The following is a 17,302-nucleotide window of genomic DNA, read 5'->3' as shown; positions in this document are numbered from 1 at the left end:
TGCACAGATCCGCGGCATCGCCACGCGATCGGCATCACCGAGACAACCGTCCAGCGCATCGTGGAGGATTTGTGCGTAGCCGGTTACGTGCGGGGCGCCGGGCAAGGCGGCAGTCACTACGAGATCGTCCCCGGTGGACGACTGCGGCATCCCAGCCAGGACGATATTCCTGCCCAGATCCTTATTGACATGCTCACCCTCGGCCTGCCCGTCGGCAAGCCGGGCGATGCCCAAGACGCCGCCGACGTCGAGCGGCTGCATGACTCCCGGGACGGGACGGGACGGAACGCGCTACCGGACCCGACGAGTCTGAGCACCGGCTCTGAGTAACGTGCTGGCCGGGAGCCGGCGCGTCAACACCGGATCTCGCGCCCGATCACTCCGAGACCTCAGGCCCGGCCACGGCGGCCCCCTGCTGCAGGGCTTGCCGGTGACAGGTGCGCAACACGGGTCAGCGTGCGATCCGGATCGCTCACCGTCTGCTGTTTCCTCACGAGGAGGTAATCCCCCCTTCGGTCCCGGTGCTGGTGGCGAACGGCCTGTGCCACGGACACAGAGAGGTCAGATGGCGCAGTACCCGGCCGATCTGAGCGCGAGGCGGCAGCGGTCAGCCTGGATTCGCACGGTGTTGCAGAAGAAGGAGCGCGATGTCGTCGGCGCGCTGGGTGGTGTGTGGGGCGTGGTCGAGAAGCGTGCCGCTGACTTGGTCGAGGTGTTCGAAGGAGGCGTGGGTCAAGTGGCCGGCGAGGTTGGCGATCGCGTGGTCCAGATCGGTGCGGGGGGTTTCGACGAGGCCGTCGGTGTAGAGGGCCAGGACGGCGCCAGGTGGGAACGGGGCTTGGAGGGTGGGGTATTGAGCATCGGGGTCGATGCCGAGCAGGAGACCGGCCGGGACCTCGATGATCTCGGCGGGCATGTTCGGCGGGCGCAGCAGCGGCGGAGGGTGTCCCGCATTGGCCGCGCAGAGGGTGCGTAGTTGCAGGTCGAGGTGGATGAGCAGGCAACTGGTGAACAGATCGGTGTCCAGGTCGATGAGAAGGCGGTTGGTGTGCTTGAGCACATCGCCGGGACTGGCGCCGGCCGCCGCGTGGGCGTGGATGGCGGTACGCACCTGTCCCATGAGCGCGGCGGCTGTCATGTTGTGCCCTTGGACATCCCCGATGACCGCTGCGGCCGAGGTGGCGTTCAAGCGGATCAGGTCGTAGAAGTCGCCGCCGATGTCCACACCACGGGTGGCGGGCATATAGCGGGCGACCACCTCCAAGCCCGGGATCTCGGGCAGGCGGTGAGGGAGCAGAGTGGTCTGAAGGCTATGGGCGAGGCGTTCCTTGGTGTCATAGAGACGGGCGCGGTCAAGGGCTTGGGCCATCAATCCGGCCAGGGTGGTGAGGGTGGCGCGCTCCTGGGCGGTGAACGGGTGGGGCTGGTCGAAGGCGAGCACGCAGGTGCCGACAATGTCATCAAAGACCGTCAGCGGCAGGAACGCCCAGGCTGCCATCTGGTCATAATGCACGGCTGCCGGATATATCTGGCGTAGTTCGCTCCAGTTGGCGAAGAACATGGGCTCGCCGGTTCGCAGGACGTGCTCGGCGGGAGTGAGCGAGGTCAGGGCCAGGCCATCGAGTGGAGCAAGGACTTCGGGGTCGTAGCCGTGGGAGCCGATGATCCTCATCCTGCCGCCCTCGGCTACCAGGATCGCCATGGCTTGGGCCTTGAACACGGGCATGACGTGGTCGGCGGCCAGTTCGATGACCTCCCGCACGTTAAGCGCCCGGGTCAGAGCCGCCGCCATATGAAGAAAGTTGTAGAAGGCGTCTGCTCGCGGCAGCCCACCGAAGCCGGCGGCAGGCTCATGGGTGGGTTGTTGTGCGGGATGGTCCATCACGACAGGCGTGATTCGCAGGCTGATGCCGGACGGGTCCGGATACAGCTGGAATTGCAAGGTACGGCCATCAGGGTGTCGGGCTCTGCAGGACGTGATCTGCTGGCCGACCACCGCAGCTCGGCAGCGATCTTCGAATACCGGGTCCCGCAGCCATGCCGCCGCTTCCCACAGCGGCTTTCCCTGCAAGTCGGCCACGCTGGTGCCGAGAAGGTCGGCTGCCGTAGCGCTGACAAAAGTGATGAGACCTTCCAGGTCCAGCGCGACGCAGCCTTCGCGGAGCCGGTTGAGGTAGCCGGATGCGGCAAAGGCATGCTGCGGATCCGGCACCTGAGTCGGTGCCAGGGTCAGGACGCGCGGCTCACCTGCGGCTCGCAGCGGCTGCCCGCCGTCGGCTGCCTGCTGCAGCAGGGCGCTCAGCTCGTGGCAGGCGCGGCTGATGACGTCCAGCTCATCGGGGGCGAGCTCGTACGCGTGCGACGCCGGCCACAGCAGCACCCACGAGCCCCATAGGCGGGATCCGGTGTGAAGAGGAGCGGCAGCGGCGGCGAACGGATACGGCAAAGCGAGCGCCGCCCCAGGAAAGCGGCAGGCCATCTCCTGATGACTCTGTACCCATATCAGCTGGCGCTGGCGGACGGCAGCGGCCACCGGAACGCCGGCGCTCACCCTGACCCTGGTCCACGGCTTGACGATCTGGGCCGGAAGCCCGATCTCCGTGTCCATCAGCAGGAGGTCCCCCTCATCGGCCAGGAGATAAATCGCGCCGATGTGTGCTCCCGTGCTACGAGCAGCTTGGGTCAGCACCTCGTCCAACTCGGATGCATACCCGCAGCCAGCGCGACCGGGCACGATCTACCCCGCTCCGCCCTGCACCGACATTGGTACCGCACCTTCAGGCCCAGTCACGTCTCAACGGTAAGTGCCCACATCTGAGGCATTAGCCCGCATTGCTCAATTCTGATGACAAAGTTGCAGGAGCATGGGGATTTCCCGGCGACGTCTTCCTCACGCGCGGCGATAGCGGGCGCGCAGCAGGGCTTTGACGAGTTCGCCGACCACAGAATCGTCGACCCGACCGCCAGACAGGCCAGCCACTGCTGGGCGGTGAGGTCGGTGGTGGTGAAGAAGCCGTGCAGGCCGTCCGACTCGACGATGAGCAGCAGCAGGATGAAGACCGCAAGCGTTGCGATCAAGGGGCTGGCATGGTGCAGAGTTTCGCGACTGAACAGGGTGCGGGTGGGGTGTCGTACGTTCAGGAGGTTGAATGCCTGGAAGAATACGAAGGTGGCCAGAGCCATCGTGCCCGCTACGCTGGCGTGCCCCGGTCGCGGCTCCGGCCCGGGAGCCAAGGCCAGGACTGCGACGGTGCCCGCAGCCATGACTGCGCTGGCCAGCAGGATCCGGATCAGGCGCTGCCGGGTGAGGATGGGTTCGCGGACCGGCCGCGGCGGGCGGTTCATGGCGTCCGGGCTGGCCGGGTTGACGCCGAGTGACATTGCCTGCGGCCCGTCCATGACCAAGTTGACGAAGAGGATCTGCAATGCGGTGAACGGGGCTCCGCCGGCGATGCCGGTCAGCGAGGTGACAAGGAACGTCAGGACGAAGCCCAAGGCGGTCGAGACCTGGAAGCGGGCGAATTTCACGATGTTGTCGTAGATGCCGCGGCCTTCTCGGACGCGTTGACGATCGTGGCGAAGTTGTCGTCGGTGAGCACCATCGTCGCCACCTCCTTGGTCACCTCCGTTCCGGTGAGTCCCATGGCGATGCCGATGTCGGCCTTGCGGAGTGCCGGCGCATCGTTGACCCCAACAACTGGCACATCCTGGCCAAAGCCCGCATGAACCCGGGGATCAGACAGGACTAAAGGCCCACTGACGGTCGCGGAGATCGCGTTTCAACGACCCGACCGGCAGTAGTCCACGACGACAAGTGCCATTCGCTGTTCAAATTGCCGACCTATTTCGAACAGGCGCTCACTGGTGAAGTCGCCGCCCTCAAGCACCAGCGCCGTGGTTGTATGCGCATGGCCGGTCCAGTACACAACGTCGAGTTCCGCCGCACGTTGAGTGAACTCATCCGCTGCAGCTGGCTCACCTTTCCGGTGCACCACCACCATCAGCGGCGTTTCCCAGCGGCCAGGTGCCCATTTTAGGAGAAATGCACCCATGGTTACCAACTGTCGCCAAAACCACTCATATGTTGCAGTCCTGGCGCGGGACACTTCCACCGAAAGAACGTGCCTGCCGAGGACGAATCCCAGCCGCTCAACGAAGCGGACGTATGAGTCGCCGAACGCCAGCGCACGGTGAGTCGCCGGGGCGGTCGCCAGGACGCGTATCGCGAAGCACAACTGCGTTACGTTCTTGCCTGCCAGCTCGTCCAACTCGGCGGCCCACTCATAGGCGTAACGGTCGCGATCTGCAGCAGGCATCAGTTGAGCGGCGGCCTGCACAACCCGATAGGCAATATGCGGCGCCTGTTCTTTGACAAGCTCGACGGCTAAAGGCATAAGCATCGCGTTCACGACCACTACAACAAGGCCGACGAGCAAGTTGCTCATCAATTCCCCCTCGCCATGTTGTGGTGATGCGAACTCGCAGCGGCTTCGCCACCGGCACCAGCGAATGCCTGCGCAGCCGACGCCAAAGCCTCCTCCGCGCGCAGTGCACCCTGAGTGGTCAGATGGTAGTAACGGCGGCGGCGGCGCCCCTCGGCAGATTCATCGATATTCTCCCAATCGCTGATAACCCATCCGGCGCGCTCCAATCGAGCCAGGATCGGGTAGATGCTGCCGTTCGGCAGCCCAGTCTTCGCGGCGATCTCCAGGCCATAGTGATCTTCATCTCGATCGTCTAGCAGCACACGCAGGACCAAAAGCGTCTGCAAGGTTAGACGGAACGGGTACACCCCCATACTTGCAACTCTAGATAGGGGGGCCAGGGAAGTAAAGCACATGGGTTGGTGACCAGTCTGAAAAACCATTTGACGGGATTCGAGACACACCTCTGAAGGGCGATTGGGGCTGGCTGGCCCTCCGCTGGAGATCTCGCGAGCTCTCAGCGCTGTTTCGATGTCTCATGAGACATGCAGATCGTGGAGAACACATGATCGCCGATCTGGAAGCCCGGCTCACCGAGCCGGCCACGAGCTGATCAGGGCGGCCTTCGCGTCGTGGCCCGGAGTGGAAACACCCGGTCCGGTTCGCGACGCCTGATACTGGCAGGCTCCTCCTGCAGGTCACGGGTCACGGCGGAAGCTTTTCCCGTCAGTGCTGTCACTTGACCCAGCGTCGGAACCCGCCCTCGGAGTTGATCACCTGTCCAGTGATCCAGGCGGGCTCGTCCGAGGCAAGCCAGCGGACCAGACGAGCGACCTCCTCTGATCGGCCCCACCGGCCCGCGGGCAGCGCGTTCAGGGCAATAAGCGTGACCCCAGCTCATTGCGACGACGGCCTCTGCCTGCACCTTGAGCAACCCGCCATCAAGCATCTCCTGCTTCTACCGTGCCGGGGTCTCCCAGGCAGTCGCTGATCGTTGCCTCCCAGACCTGGCCAAGAGCACGTGACCTACCGGTGCTGTGAGGTTGCACTCCACTCGAACAGATCTCGGGTGGGCACGCGGAGCGCGTCGGCGATCTGGAACACCTTGTCCAGGTGCGGACTGTACATACCGTTCTCGATCCGGTTGATCGTCTTACGGTCGACGTCGGCCATCTCGCCCAGCTGCTCCTGGGTGAGCCCGTGCCCTTCGCGGAGTTCACGCAGCCGAAGGCCGAACTGTCTGCGCAGCTCAGCCAGGCGGGGCGTGATCGGGTCGGGCACTCACCAACGGTGGCGTGCATGATCACCAAAGGTCTGTACCAACGTTGGTACAAATGATGGTGGTGAACCCCAGTCGTGCCGTGGTGACGTGCAAACATGCAGCCGACCACCGCACACGCAGTCGTTGTCACCGCCCCTAAAAGAAGGACGCATGACCCGTTCACGGCAGGCCCGCCCCTACCCCACCCGCACCATCACCCCGCCCCGCCGCACCCGCGATGGCGGCATCTCCCCCGCCTGGCTGCTCATGCAAGCCGCCCAGCTGTCGTGGGAGATCCGCAACATCCTGCTGCTGATCAACGGCATGCGGCTCAACCTCAGCGAAGAGCTCCACATCCACAGCGAATCCAGCGACATGCTGATCAACGCCGCACACGCCACCGCCATCATGGAAGCCCGGCTACCGCTGGCCCCCGCCTGGGGCAACGGACGGCCCCGCAGCCGCTCCATCTTCGCCCAGGCACGCGAAGCCGGCACCGACCCCGCCGACGTACGCCCAGACCTGGCCATGGTGCACCCACCCATCGACCCCCAATTCATCCACGACGTGGACGCCGCCCTACGCGACGACCCCGACCCCAACGCCCAATGCGCCGGCACCACCCTCAAAAAGGAACGCTGCGCCAAAACCATCGTCACCGGCATCGGCTCGGCACACTGCAGCGCCCACCTCACCCCCGCCGAACGACAGCGCCGCGACACCCTACGCGCAGCGCAAGACCGGCAGATGCAAGCCATCCACGACGCCCTCGAAGACCAGCGCACGGCCCTGGCCGTGAACTGGATCGACCGCTATGGCCGCCGCCCCCACCGGCTGGAGCTGCCCAGCCCACCGAGCCGCCCGCGCCAGGTCTTCCCGTTCGACGACGACGCCGGACTGACACTCGGTGAGGACGACCAGGCGATGCTCGCCCTGTATGACACCGGCTGGCCGGCGCTGTGCCCACGCTCGGCGGAGATCATTGGCGCCCTCCTGGACTGCCCCCGTGGCACGACCGCCGACCTCGCCGAAATCGCCGCCATCCAGACACCGGAGCGCTGGTCCAGCGGCGAGCAGTGGCTCGAGTCCAGCGTTTGGGACGGCATCCGTCCCCCGGAACTCCCCCTGCCTGCCGCCGGTGAAGCCCCAGAACTGGATGAGCACCCCTCCATCCAGGTGCTGCGCCGCCACCTCCACGATGACCACCATGCCTGGGAGCGCTGGAACACCGGCTTCGCTACCCTGGTCGAGGCCTGCGACGACCCGCCCGTGGACACTATGGCCGAGTTGCTGGCCTTCTGGCAGGACATCGGCATCCTGGCCTCACACGACAGCACGGCCGATGAACCCCTCTGGGCGCTGCAGCCATCGCTGCCCTCTCCATGGCGGGTGATGTACGCCAGGGGCCGCCACGTCCAGCCGCACGTGCTGGCCGGCGCACTCGACCACCTGCTCGCCAACGACGTGCCCTTGGACCCCGACCTTCCCCCACGCGAGGTCTTCAACCTGATCATCGCCCCGAAGGGAGAAAGCGCCCACGGCACCGACCTGGCGACCAGAGATACCGTCAGCGTCTCGAGTTGAAAGCCCCTCGGCAATCGATACCAGTGAAGGAAGACACCTCCCGCGGACGATCGACCTGGTGACGCACCCACGCCAGGAATGCTGAGGATGCGGCCCGTTTCGCGACTTACGCGGCGCCGCTGAGGGCTTCTGCTCGATGGTCTGGCTGAACTGAGCTGTGATCTTTCTGGCCCTTCCAGCGGGACGGCCTGTGCCATCCACTGTTGTAGCAGCCGTGTGTAGCCTCTCCGCCCGTCCGGCGGTGAGGCTTGGCTACCATCCCGGTCCTGACGGGCGCCACGGGCACAAATTCGCGTACATCGCGGTGTGCATGGGCGCCTTCGCGCGCTTCGGCGAGCTTGCCCGCCTTGACTGGGTTGTCCAACGCTTTCTGCTTGCACGACAGCCGCATGTTGTAGACGTCGCGGCTGCCTGATCGCCAGCGCAGGACCCGGGCGACTCGATCTTGATCCCGTCCGAGGCGATGGCGAGGTAGCCGGGTCCCAGATCGACCCTCCCAGCAAATCCAGAATGGGAAACCTGCTCAGTCTGCGGGACGACGAGCGCTTCCGATCGATCGGTTGCGGTCAATCGTGGTTGATGCGTCGACTACGAGATCACTCCATCGAGAAAGGTGACCGTTCCCACGAACGCGCCGGCGCCTACGAGTATGGCGGTGGGCCAGGCTTTCCCCTCCTTGAGCACCAAAGCCACAGCTAGCGCGGCCGCACAGGCTGCCAGGCCAAAGACGACGGCTGCGCGCATTGTCAGCAGATACAAGGTGCTCTCCTTGCCTGAAGCGCCCGCTGGGGATCCTGACGGTTCCTATCCATCGATGGATAGGCCCAGTCGAGGCATACTCATTTCAAGGAAGGTAACATGGATGGATAGGTTACGATGGATCCTATCCAGCAGCGGGTTGTCGTCATGGAGGACGTGGACATGAGGAAGGACGAGATCGAGATCATCCCCGGCGTGATCGGGCCTCGGGAATGCCACGTGAACAACTGGATCATGCCGCACGGCCCTGGAGGCAACCCGGTGGCTGTCCGGCTCCGCTTCGACGAGGAACGCCGTCGCTATGTCTGTGACGAGATCACGGTCAGCCGGGCTGGGCAGCCGCATGCCGGGCCGATCACCTCGGACGTGTTGCGCTCCATCGCGGTCAACGATCTGATATCCATGATCATAACGTCGACTTTGCTCATCCACAGCGACACAGGGATGCATCTGCGTGACCTGCCCAATCCTGATGGGTGTGAGCCTTGGGGGCGGGTGCTTCCCAACGACGTAGCCCAGCAGGGGCCGACCGACCGCGCTCTGCAGTGGGTGGCACACATGTACCGGCTCGCCGTGGCAATAGAGATGGCTCCCACCAAGACGATTCAGGAAGAGTTCGGCCTGTCCCGCAGCACCGCCATTCGCTGGGTTATGTCGGCTCGCGCCAAGGGCTTCCTCGGTGAGGCGAGCATGGGCAAGGCGGGCGAGAAGGGATAGCTCCCCCTTCTGCAGATGCCGTCACCACGGCAAGCCGACCATGCCGGGGTCGCCGCGGACCGGCTTCACAAAGCGAAAGCCAGCCCCGTGCTCCTCCTCGCTGAGTACGGAACTGACCCTCGCACGCTACGCCACCGGGAACACTCAACCCACACGGCTTGGGTGCGTACAGGAAATCTCAGACAGTTCCTCCAGCGTCTGGAGCTGACGGATGGATCGTCACGATGCCGAAGCCGCAAGATCGTTGAGAGTGGCGTTGACCACGGGCCAGCACATGTCGACGGTGTCCCTGTCGGGCGGCTCGCCCATGCGTACCTGTGCGTGGGGATGAACCAGATTCCGGTAGTCGCGCAAGGTGTGGCAGAACTTCTGCACGTCCAGGCCGATGAAGCGGTGCCGGCGGGCCAGATTGATGAGGTCATGCATGGTGTGTTGCTGCGGCGGGGATGAGGGCTGTCCCAGCCGGGTGTGGATGGCGTCGAGGAGGACTCCTTCCAGGAGGCTTCCCAGCATGATGATCGCGGCCACGTGGCAGCCGTTGTCGGTGCAGGTGCGAGCCTCGTCCAGGCGGCCCTGGAGGACCTTCGCGAACGTTGGGTCGTGGACGACTTGGGACATCGTCACCTTGAGGGTGACCGGTGCGAGGGAGCCTGGTGATGCCGACCCGGGTTCGCATTCGACGATGCATGGTCGTCCCGCTGGGCGTTCGACTTTGTAACCCTCGTGAACGAGGAACTCGTTGACCACTTTGGTGATCTGGGCTGCGGTGTCGGGCGGTTCGCCCATGTATTCCCTTTGGTCGCACAGCCGGAGGATGACGCGTTCGATGTCGTCGACGTGATCACGTCGCTCACGAAGCCGCTGCGTGATCCATTCGAGGCGAGGGCCGTCTTCATAGTCGGGAACCTCTGTCCAGTCGGCGTCTTTGAGGAACTTGGGCAGTTCGTAGCTCCGTCGCGCGTACGGCATGTCATCGCCGCAGATGACGCGACCGAGCTGGCGCAGGGAGTTGTCGTCAAGGCGTTCCATCGCGGTTCCTCTCTTCGCCGTCGTGCAGGGTGATGGGCTGCCAGGGCGAGGGTCTTGCCGGCTTTCGGGTCTGGATGGCTCCGGGTCTGATATCGCGCCTGTCGAGTTCGCGCCACAGGGGCTCCAGGGCGCGGTCGGGGTCGAGGTAGAAGTCGCTTTCTCGAAGCCGCCACAACTCCCAGCGCGCGCGCCGGAGCTCCTGCTCCCTGCGGATGTCGTGGCGTACTTGGTCGGGGGTGGTGTGCCAGAAGCGGCCGTCGCATTCGACGCCGAGCCTGCCTTTCGAGCCGACCACCACCAGGTCGATGTGCTTGCCGCCGGCGGGTACCTGCGGCACGACGCGGTAGCCGCGCTCGCGGATACGGAGATAGACGCGTTGCTCGAAGAGCGATTCGAAGGGCCGCTGAAGGCTGTCAGGGGAGACATCAGCCGGTTCTTGTTGACCGAACTCGTTGAGCGCCGGGTCGGACATCCACGTCAGCAGCGAATACCGCAGATCGTCGTGCTTGAGACGGTGGGCCGGGATTGAGGTGAACAGCCACATCTGGTCGCGTGCTCGGCTCGCCGCCACGTTGAACCGCTGCTGCTGGACTGTGCTGCTGGCGATCTTGGGAGGGTCCGTGACGACCATCGACAGGAGGATCACATCACGCTGGTCGCCCTGGAAGTCCGGCGGTTGTCCCCAGCGCAGGTCGTGACGCTCGATGTCGGCGGCGTCAATGTGCTCGTTGATAAGGCGTTCCAGGAGGCGGACCTGGCCGTCTCCCTGGAGCACGATGACGCCGAAGGTCTTGTTGGAGTAGTGAGGATCGGCAAAAAGCCTGCCCAGCGTGTCCACGATCTGCTTAGCCTCGGGCTCATTCCTGATCCGATGCTCGACGCCTTCGACGTGGCCGCCTTCGACGTTCACGACCTGGAGCGGGTCGAGTCGTTCGGCGCCGAATTGGCGCAGCGGAACGAGGTTGTCACGGTAGAACTGCTTGGAGGACCAGCCGATGATCTCGGGCATGCACCGGTAGTGATCGGTGAGCAGGACGACGTCGGGAAAGCGTGCTCGAAGCAGCGCGTACAGGTTCGAGGTGGGGGCGAAGTCGTCGAGGAAGGCCGGCCGCAGATCCGGCAGGTGCTGGTCGATCCGGTCGTGGATGGGCTTCAGCTCACCGTAGGAGATCATCGAGGGAGTGCACTGCTGGTCGTCGCCGACGACGATGACATGTGGCGCGAGCCAGAGCAGGAAGGCGGAATCGACCCGCATCTGGCTGGCCTCGTCGACGATGACGACGTCGAAGCAGTCGGGGTCGGGCTGGATGGTCTCCACGACCAGCGGCAGCGGCATGATCCATGCCGGAACCGCCTCCCGGGCGATGGCCATGGCATCGCGCACGCCTTGGCGATACCGCTCGGCGTAGCGTTTGCTCGTGCCCTTGCCCAGCTCGTTCACCCGGTTTTTGTAGGCCTGCAGGCCTTGTCGTTGCTGCTGTGTCATGCGCGTCAGGCAGCGCAGCCAGGCTTCTTGCGCGGCCAGCTCGGCGGTGATGTCGCCGACGGCTTGTTCGGCTTCCTCCAGCGCGGAGGTGAGTTTCCGGTCCAGGTCGGGATCGCTGAACCGGCGGCAGTACGCAGCGGCCCTGCCCCAGTGCCATGCAGCCGCGAAGGTGGCCAGCCGGTCGGTCCAGCTTGGAGCGGTGGGTGAGGCGGCGATGGCTGCGGCTGCCCGCGGGTGCGCCGCCCGGAGTTGGTCCAGCAGCCCGTCGCAGCGTCGCTGCTCATCCTTCCTGATGATGGCGGCCGAGAGCGCATCGGCCCCGTGCTCATATGCATGTGTGTCCCGATCGTGGACAGCGCGCTGCAGGGTCTGCGTCACGGCCGCTGCGGTCTCGTTCGGTCGCGGTGTGAGTTTGGCGGCGATGAGGTCCAGCTCTGTGGTGGCATGCCTGGCTATGATCTGGCGTCGGCTCCACGCGATGTTCTCGAGCAGTTCGTCCCATCCGTCAGCTGCCTGGATGAGGTGGCGCAGGCGGTTGTATCGCAATGTGGCGCCAATATGTTGGATGGCGCCGACGAATGACATTATCGCGGTCAAGTCGCTGGCTCGATCGCACAGGTCGGACAACCGCGCGATCAGCGGACCTGGTCTGGGGATAACACCGGCGTGCTGCCAGTACTCATCCAAGAGGGCGACGAGAGCCTCGGCTTCGAGATGTATCAGCAAGGCTTCGACACTCTTGTAGCTCTGTGGTGGCTGGCCGTCGACGCTGCATCCGGCCAGGAGCCGTTCGGCGCTCCGGACCGCCTTGGGTCTGATTAGGCCACGTTGAGCCCTGTTGGCCAGGTATTGGCTCAGGTCGTGTGCCGCGCTGACTCTCGCGCGTTTGACGTCGAGTTCAGCGGGAGCGAGGACGACATGGCGAGGCCCGAGGCCGGTGAGTTCTCGCTGCTGGCCTACGGCCTTGTGTGTCATCTGCTCCAGGGTCCGCCACAGCGATTGGTCTCGTTGTGACAGGCCGCACCTCAATGCGGTGGTGCGCCAATCGGTGTCGTCCCACCGAGCAGCGCGGTCGGGCATGCCGAGCCGGTGCAAAGCGTCCAGCGCCATGTTGCAGTGCACATCGATGGCCTCGACTTGATCGGCCGGAAGCGCTGCCAGTTGCTCGCCGAGCGGAGTCGGTCCGGGTTCGTGCTCACTTGCCGTCGCCGCGACGAAGGCGCGGAATTCGGCTGGCGACAGCAGATCGCTCTCGGCGGGCAGAAATTCGCGCGACAACCGGAGTCGATCCGGATCCGCTCCGCCCAGCAGATTGGCGAGTTCCCGTGCTTCCGTCTCCCTCAGGGGCGGATCCGGCGGCGCCGGATCCGGAAGTGGATCGATCCAGCCGAACACGGAGGCCTGCTGTCGCACGGCTTCGACGATGTCGGCTCGCGTGCCCTCATACCCTGGAGATGGGCTGAACGTGAGCGTTTCGCTCTCACGAAGTTGGAAGACCTGCTCTTGGAGATGGGCACGCTGGTGGAGTGTCTGGGCCCGCTGATCATGCAGCGTGGCGATGATGTGGCGGATCTCTGTCGCATCACTGCTCGCCACCCGGTCCGACAAGGCCGAAATGGTACGTACCAGCACGTCGGAGCCCTTGGCGTAACGGTGGGAGAACTGCACGCACAGGTCCTGAAGAGCAGACGGGAGCTGGTCGCGCACGACCTTCAATGCCTGGTCCTTCGCGCTGGTGACCAGGACGCGTTTGCCGCGTGCCAGCAAGGCGGCCATGAGGTTGGCGATGGTGTGCGTCTTACCGGTTCCGGGAGGTCCTTGGACGACGACAGCGGTGTCGTGCTGCAGCCGTTGCAGCACTGAACGCTGGGCTGCGTTGGTGGGCAGCGGGAACAGCGGATCATCGCCGAGAAGGAGATCGGCCTGCTGGCCAGAGCTGGTGCGCCATGCGATGCGCTCGTCCTTCTCCAGATCGAAGACCAGCTGGGCGAGCCCGAGGGGAGCGGGAATGTCAGGTTTTTCCAGTGTTTCGAGGATGTGCTGGTAGCACTCGACGAGGAGATCGCTGTCGCGCTCACGGATGATCAGCGCGGGCGCGACGGCGGTGATGGGGGTCTCATCTTCCGGATCCGGCTTGCTCCAGGTCCGGTCGAACTGTGCTGAATAGCCGAATGCCCGGGAATGCCATTCTTCGAGCAAGTCGCATATATCATCGGAGAGCGGGTGATGCCCTCTTTTCTGAAGCGCCTTCCACAACGGTTCGACTCGATCGGCAGCGAAACCGTCCTCCGCTTCGAGAAACTGCCGGTCCTCAAACCGCGGTATCGCTTCTTGAGCGAGTTTCACGGTGATGGTGGTCGTTTCGCGGTTGATGAGAAGTTCGACCCTGACGGTGATCAGATGGCGGTGGACTTTCTTCCTATCCTGCGGTGCCGCGCGTAGCAGCCCGACTCCGAGTACGGCTTCGAGAGTGTCGTCGTGCTGATCGATCTGACGGGCCGCAGACAGGAGTTCCTGATAGAGGTCACGACGCGGCTGCGCGCGCCGCTCGGCTTCAGCCCATCGATGCCAGGCATCCAGCCAGGCCTTACCTGCGGCCGCGCCGGGCTCACTGCCGGGCTCACTGCCGGGCTCACTGCCGGGCGCGGGGATCGCAGGTGTGCCGCTTGCAGGGACAGGCTCTCGCTGCGGAGGCGGATCACGAAAAGCCGGCGCACTGCCCCATGGATTGGCAAGCTGGCGAGGGTCGACACGGCCATCGAGGGCAGGCGGCGGATCGGGCGGAGGCAAGTGAGGCTCGTACGCCAATTCCAGAAGAATCTCATCGCTGTGGTCGCGATGAACAGGTGTGTCCTCGGGCAACTCGGCGAGCCACCAGACGTTCGGGTAATCACGGCAGTCGCGAATCGGTTTCTTTCCGGCACGAGCGAGATCACGTAGGTAACTGACGAGGTGTATGGTGGTCTCGAGGACTTTGGGGTCTTGGGCAGTTCTCGCGGTTGATGACTGCATAACGAAAGGTCACCCTTCTGACAGCCCAGCCCTTCAGAATGCATGATCAGCAACAACTGCTCAAGTATCGCAGCCAAAGTGGCCGTAAGGGATGCCCGCACGCATCTAATAGCGGCCCTCCTAATTTCGGTGCTCCCGGCCATCAACAGGTCGAAGGGAGCCAGGTGATCTCTTCAAAAATATGGATTTCGAAATCAATAGCGAATTTTCCCTCATGAGACATCGCATCAGTAATCTTAAGATGCGACGATTGCCTCCACGAGGAGAAAGCTTCTCGGCGGCACGCCAGGCACGGACGTCCGTGCCATGTTCTTCTGGTCAGGCCGCGCCGTCTGCGGCGGCCCGGCCGGCTGGAGGAGCACGAGAATCGCGCCGCTGGAGATGGCGAAGCTCGGGGCCGGAGTGGTGCTGCGTGTTGACGTTCTGGATCGTGGCTGGAGGTCCTGGTGGCGCTTTCCCTGTGGGGATCGGCGAGTCGGCGGTGTTGTGATCGTCGAGTTCGGTTGTGGTGTCGCTCGGTGCGGGATCGGGGTCGAAGCCCTTCAGCCGGCCGTTAAGCCCTTCAGGCTTTCTCTAGTTGATCGTTTGTTTGGGGCGGTGATCTGCGCCGTCTCATCATGGGCATCGTCTGCAACGAGACGGCGCAGCAGATTACTCAAAGCATTGATCAGCTGAACGATGCGCCATCAGGATGGTGTTGAGACCGAAGCAGAACCGTGCCCGGCTATGCCGAGCCCGCACGGGAGCCGATCGGAGGAGCCGTTATGTCGTGGGCCAGCGATGAGTACGCTCACCCCCTCGCTGCTGTGAGCGCGCCCCCGGTGACGGTTCTGCTGGATCCGCAGGATGAACGCGCTGTCATCGATGCGGCGCTGGCGGCGCACGCGCCCGACCACGGCTGTGTGGCGGTGCATCCGACGCCTGCGGCCAGTGGGGATCAGGTCCTGGCCCAGGATCTGCTGTTAGCCCTGGGCAAGCGAGCGATTCGGCTGACCGTCGAGCAGTTACCGGACTCCGCCTCGGCTTGGGCGGCCGTGGCCACCTGGATGCGAATCGCGCATATCACGACGTTGGTCGTGCTGCGTGCTCATCTGCTGACCGCTCGGCGCTGGCGACTGCTGCTCGAGCTGCGCTCGGCGAGCGGCGTGCACCTGGTCTTGGTGCATCATCGCCGTCACATCGCGGCGTCGCTACGCGGCCAGCTGACAGGTGTTGACTACCGCATCAGCTTCGATCCCCACAGCGAGTTTCCGGCCGCGCCCGCTGTCGAGCCTGCGACTGGGCTCACCACCGCGCACAGCAGCGCGGAGGTGAGCGGTGCTATCGGTCAGCGCGATGAACGCGCCGAAGACTTTCCGCACACGGTAGCGGCATCACTGCCCTGGTATCGCGCCGATGCCTACCGGCGATTGAGTAGTGCCGAGTTCGCCCGGGTCGATGCCGAGTATCGGCACGGCCTTCAGGCCGCCTGCCGATGGCTGCGCCATCACACTCCCGCGCCCCAGCCGCGCCTTCTTCCTGCCAGTACCACCATCGGCCTGTTCGACGGGCTCACTCTGACCGACCAGCTCTTGGGACGGCTGCCGAGGATAACGCTGCCGAGGTTGGGCGGCCCTCCTGACCGCTACCCTCTCCTGTGGCATGACATCGGACTGCAAGCGTTCTTGTCCGGGTTGGTGGCCGACGCGCCCACCGCCGGCCACGCTGTGGCCCGCATCCGCGGCGCCCAGGCAGCATTTCTCCGCCATGGGTTGCTGTTGAGCCCGCCCGAAGATCTGAGCACAGCACACGGTCCTGGCTTTGGCCCGCAAGGGTTCACCCCCGTGGTGGCCGGCCGGATCCGTAACCAGATAGCTCACCCCTGGGTAGCCGCCGCGCTGAGCATGGCCGTGATCACAGGCGAGCCCGCGAGCGTTGTGGCGCAACTGAGAGTCGAGGCGATCGACGACGAAGCCGGCTTCGTAACGATGGGTCACGATCGCTTCGGCATCCCCCGGCATGGGCGCGATCTAGTGGTGGCCGCCAAAGTCTTCGGCTGCCTGGCGCCTGTGCGAGCCGGTCAGCGCCTGGCAAAGGTCATCGGCCGCAATGGAGAGCGACTGGAGTCGGCTGCCGAGGTGTGCGGTGTGCTGCTGGCAGCCGACGCCTTCGCCGGTCGGCCTGTCCACCGTTCCTGGCACGCTCTCGCCGGCTGCTGGCAGGTCGGCCGATCGCTTCACGAGCGGGACGGCGACAGCGGACAGTGCCTTTCGGCAGATCAAGGAGGGTACCCATGACCTCTCCCACCGTCTACACGCTCGACCTCGCGCTCATCGAGTCGCGCGCTGCCGAGCTTGGCTGGGACGACGCCGTCTTCGTCGCCGAAATCGGCATCCATCTCCGTGACTTGCACCGTGTGCTGCGCCCCGATCGGGTCACGCTCGCGTGGCTGTGCGAGATTGCCGAATCTCTCGGGCTGCATCCCGCCGACCTCATCGTCGCTGTCCCCAATGCGCTGAGCGAACACCCTGCAGATGCCGACGTTCTCGAGGCGTTACTCGCCCCGCGTTCCCGGCCCCGCCCGGTGTCGGTCGAGACGCTGTCGATCGTGCTGCGCTGGCCCGTCGACCGGGTCGTGACCGCTGTGGATACGCTCACCCGGCGCCTGCAGAAGACCCCCTTCGCGTTGCTGCGTGAGCAGGACGGTTATCTCATCGCCAGCCGCTTTCCCAGCCCGTACGCGACCAGTGCCCTATCGGCTGTCCGTGCGCGAGCCAACCCACTTACCGTCGAAGATTGTGTGCCCCTGTTGACACTCCTGCACCAGGTGAGCATGTCGATGCCGCATGATGATCAACCGCCGGCGGCCCCCGCTGTCGATCCGGCCATCTCCTGCTCCCTACACCCCGATTTGTTATTCGCGCTGCTGCTCACCGATGCGCCCGCGCCTTGCGGCCCGCCGGAACCGGGCCCGGCAACAGCGACGGCGGAGCTGCCTGAAGGGTCGCAACATGGCCGTGCCGGGCGCCCTCTATGAGGTTGTGCTGCGTG

Annotated in this window: 14 protein-coding genes; 5 read left to right on the top strand and 9 right to left on the bottom strand. The window is 64.8% G+C overall.

Annotated elements, in window-relative coordinates; genetic code table 11:
• The first annotated feature begins 69 nt into the window (after positions 1-69).
• On the top strand, positions 70-330 hold the full coding sequence (locus tag KME78_RS53050) for a hypothetical protein (protein WP_219537659.1): 261 nt from the start codon (positions 70-72) through the stop codon (positions 328-330).
• A gap of 277 nt (positions 331-607) precedes the next feature.
• Here KME78_RS53050 and KME78_RS53045 read toward each other — a convergent pair whose 3' ends face one another.
• From KME78_RS53045 to KME78_RS65515, 7 genes are all read right to left on the bottom strand, one after another.
• Complete coding sequence (locus KME78_RS53045) at positions 608-2,689, bottom strand: SpoIIE family protein phosphatase (protein ID WP_308127468.1); 2,082 nt, start codon at positions 2,687-2,689, stop codon at positions 608-610.
• 98 nt (positions 2,690-2,787) lie between these two features.
• Complete coding sequence (locus tag KME78_RS53040; protein ID WP_219537658.1) at positions 2,788-3,528, bottom strand: cation transporting ATPase C-terminal domain-containing protein; 741 nt, start codon at positions 3,526-3,528, stop codon at positions 2,788-2,790.
• A complete protein-coding gene (locus KME78_RS53035; RefSeq protein ID WP_219537657.1) occupies positions 3,525-3,704 on the bottom strand; it encodes a hypothetical protein in 180 nt (59 codons plus the stop codon). The genes KME78_RS53040 and KME78_RS53035 overlap by 4 nt, the downstream gene beginning before the upstream one ends.
• A gap of 75 nt (positions 3,705-3,779) precedes the next feature.
• Positions 3,780-4,445 carry a hypothetical protein gene (locus tag KME78_RS53030; RefSeq protein WP_219537656.1) on the bottom strand — a complete coding sequence of 222 codons (666 nt, stop codon included), beginning with the start codon at positions 4,443-4,445 and terminating at the stop codon, positions 3,780-3,782.
• Positions 4,445-4,798, bottom strand: a complete 354-nt coding sequence (locus tag KME78_RS53025) for a PadR family transcriptional regulator (protein WP_219537655.1) — start codon at positions 4,796-4,798, stop codon at positions 4,445-4,447. Before KME78_RS53025 ends, KME78_RS53030 begins: the two co-directional genes overlap by 1 nt.
• A gap of 361 nt (positions 4,799-5,159) precedes the next feature.
• Positions 5,160-5,291, bottom strand: a complete 132-nt coding sequence (locus KME78_RS65520; protein WP_281429133.1) for an SDR family oxidoreductase — start codon at positions 5,289-5,291, stop codon at positions 5,160-5,162.
• Positions 5,292-5,450: 159 nt separating this feature from the next.
• Complete coding sequence (locus tag KME78_RS65515; protein ID WP_219537654.1) at positions 5,451-5,705, bottom strand: helix-turn-helix transcriptional regulator; 255 nt, start codon at positions 5,703-5,705, stop codon at positions 5,451-5,453.
• Between the two features lie 151 nt (positions 5,706-5,856).
• Between KME78_RS65515 and KME78_RS53010 the strand changes: the two genes are divergently transcribed.
• Positions 5,857-7,269, top strand: a complete 1,413-nt coding sequence (locus KME78_RS53010) for a hypothetical protein (protein ID WP_219537653.1) — start codon at positions 5,857-5,859, stop codon at positions 7,267-7,269.
• 876 nt (positions 7,270-8,145) lie between these two features.
• Entirely contained in the window at positions 8,146-8,745 is a 600-nt protein-coding gene (locus KME78_RS53005; protein ID WP_219537652.1) for a hypothetical protein, read from the top strand.
• Positions 8,746-8,964: 219 nt separating this feature from the next.
• Here KME78_RS53005 and KME78_RS53000 read toward each other — a convergent pair whose 3' ends face one another.
• Both KME78_RS53000 and KME78_RS52995 read right to left on the bottom strand, forming a co-directional pair.
• Positions 8,965-9,774 carry a hypothetical protein gene (locus KME78_RS53000; protein WP_219537651.1) on the bottom strand — a complete coding sequence of 270 codons (810 nt, stop codon included), beginning with the start codon at positions 9,772-9,774 and terminating at the stop codon, positions 8,965-8,967.
• Positions 9,761-14,272 (bottom strand): PDDEXK-like endonuclease domain-containing protein, encoded by a 4,512-nt coding sequence (locus tag KME78_RS52995; protein ID WP_219537650.1) that lies wholly within the window; start codon positions 14,270-14,272, stop codon positions 9,761-9,763. Before KME78_RS52995 ends, KME78_RS53000 begins: the two co-directional genes overlap by 14 nt.
• A gap of 821 nt (positions 14,273-15,093) precedes the next feature.
• Here KME78_RS52995 and KME78_RS52990 point away from each other — a divergent pair.
• Positions 15,094-16,548 (top strand): hypothetical protein, encoded by a 1,455-nt coding sequence (locus KME78_RS52990; protein WP_219537649.1) that lies wholly within the window; start codon positions 15,094-15,096, stop codon positions 16,546-16,548.
• Entirely contained in the window at positions 16,545-17,288 is a 744-nt protein-coding gene (locus KME78_RS52985) for a hypothetical protein (protein ID WP_219537648.1), read from the top strand. The genes KME78_RS52990 and KME78_RS52985 overlap by 4 nt, the downstream gene beginning before the upstream one ends.
• Positions 17,289-17,302 lie beyond the last annotated feature (14 nt).

It is taken from the genome of Nonomuraea guangzhouensis (genome assembly GCF_019396345.1).
In the GTDB taxonomy this organism is placed as follows: Bacteria; Actinomycetota; Actinomycetes; order Streptosporangiales; family Streptosporangiaceae; genus Nonomuraea; species Nonomuraea guangzhouensis.
This window is presented reverse-complemented; position numbering and strand designations above follow the sequence as displayed.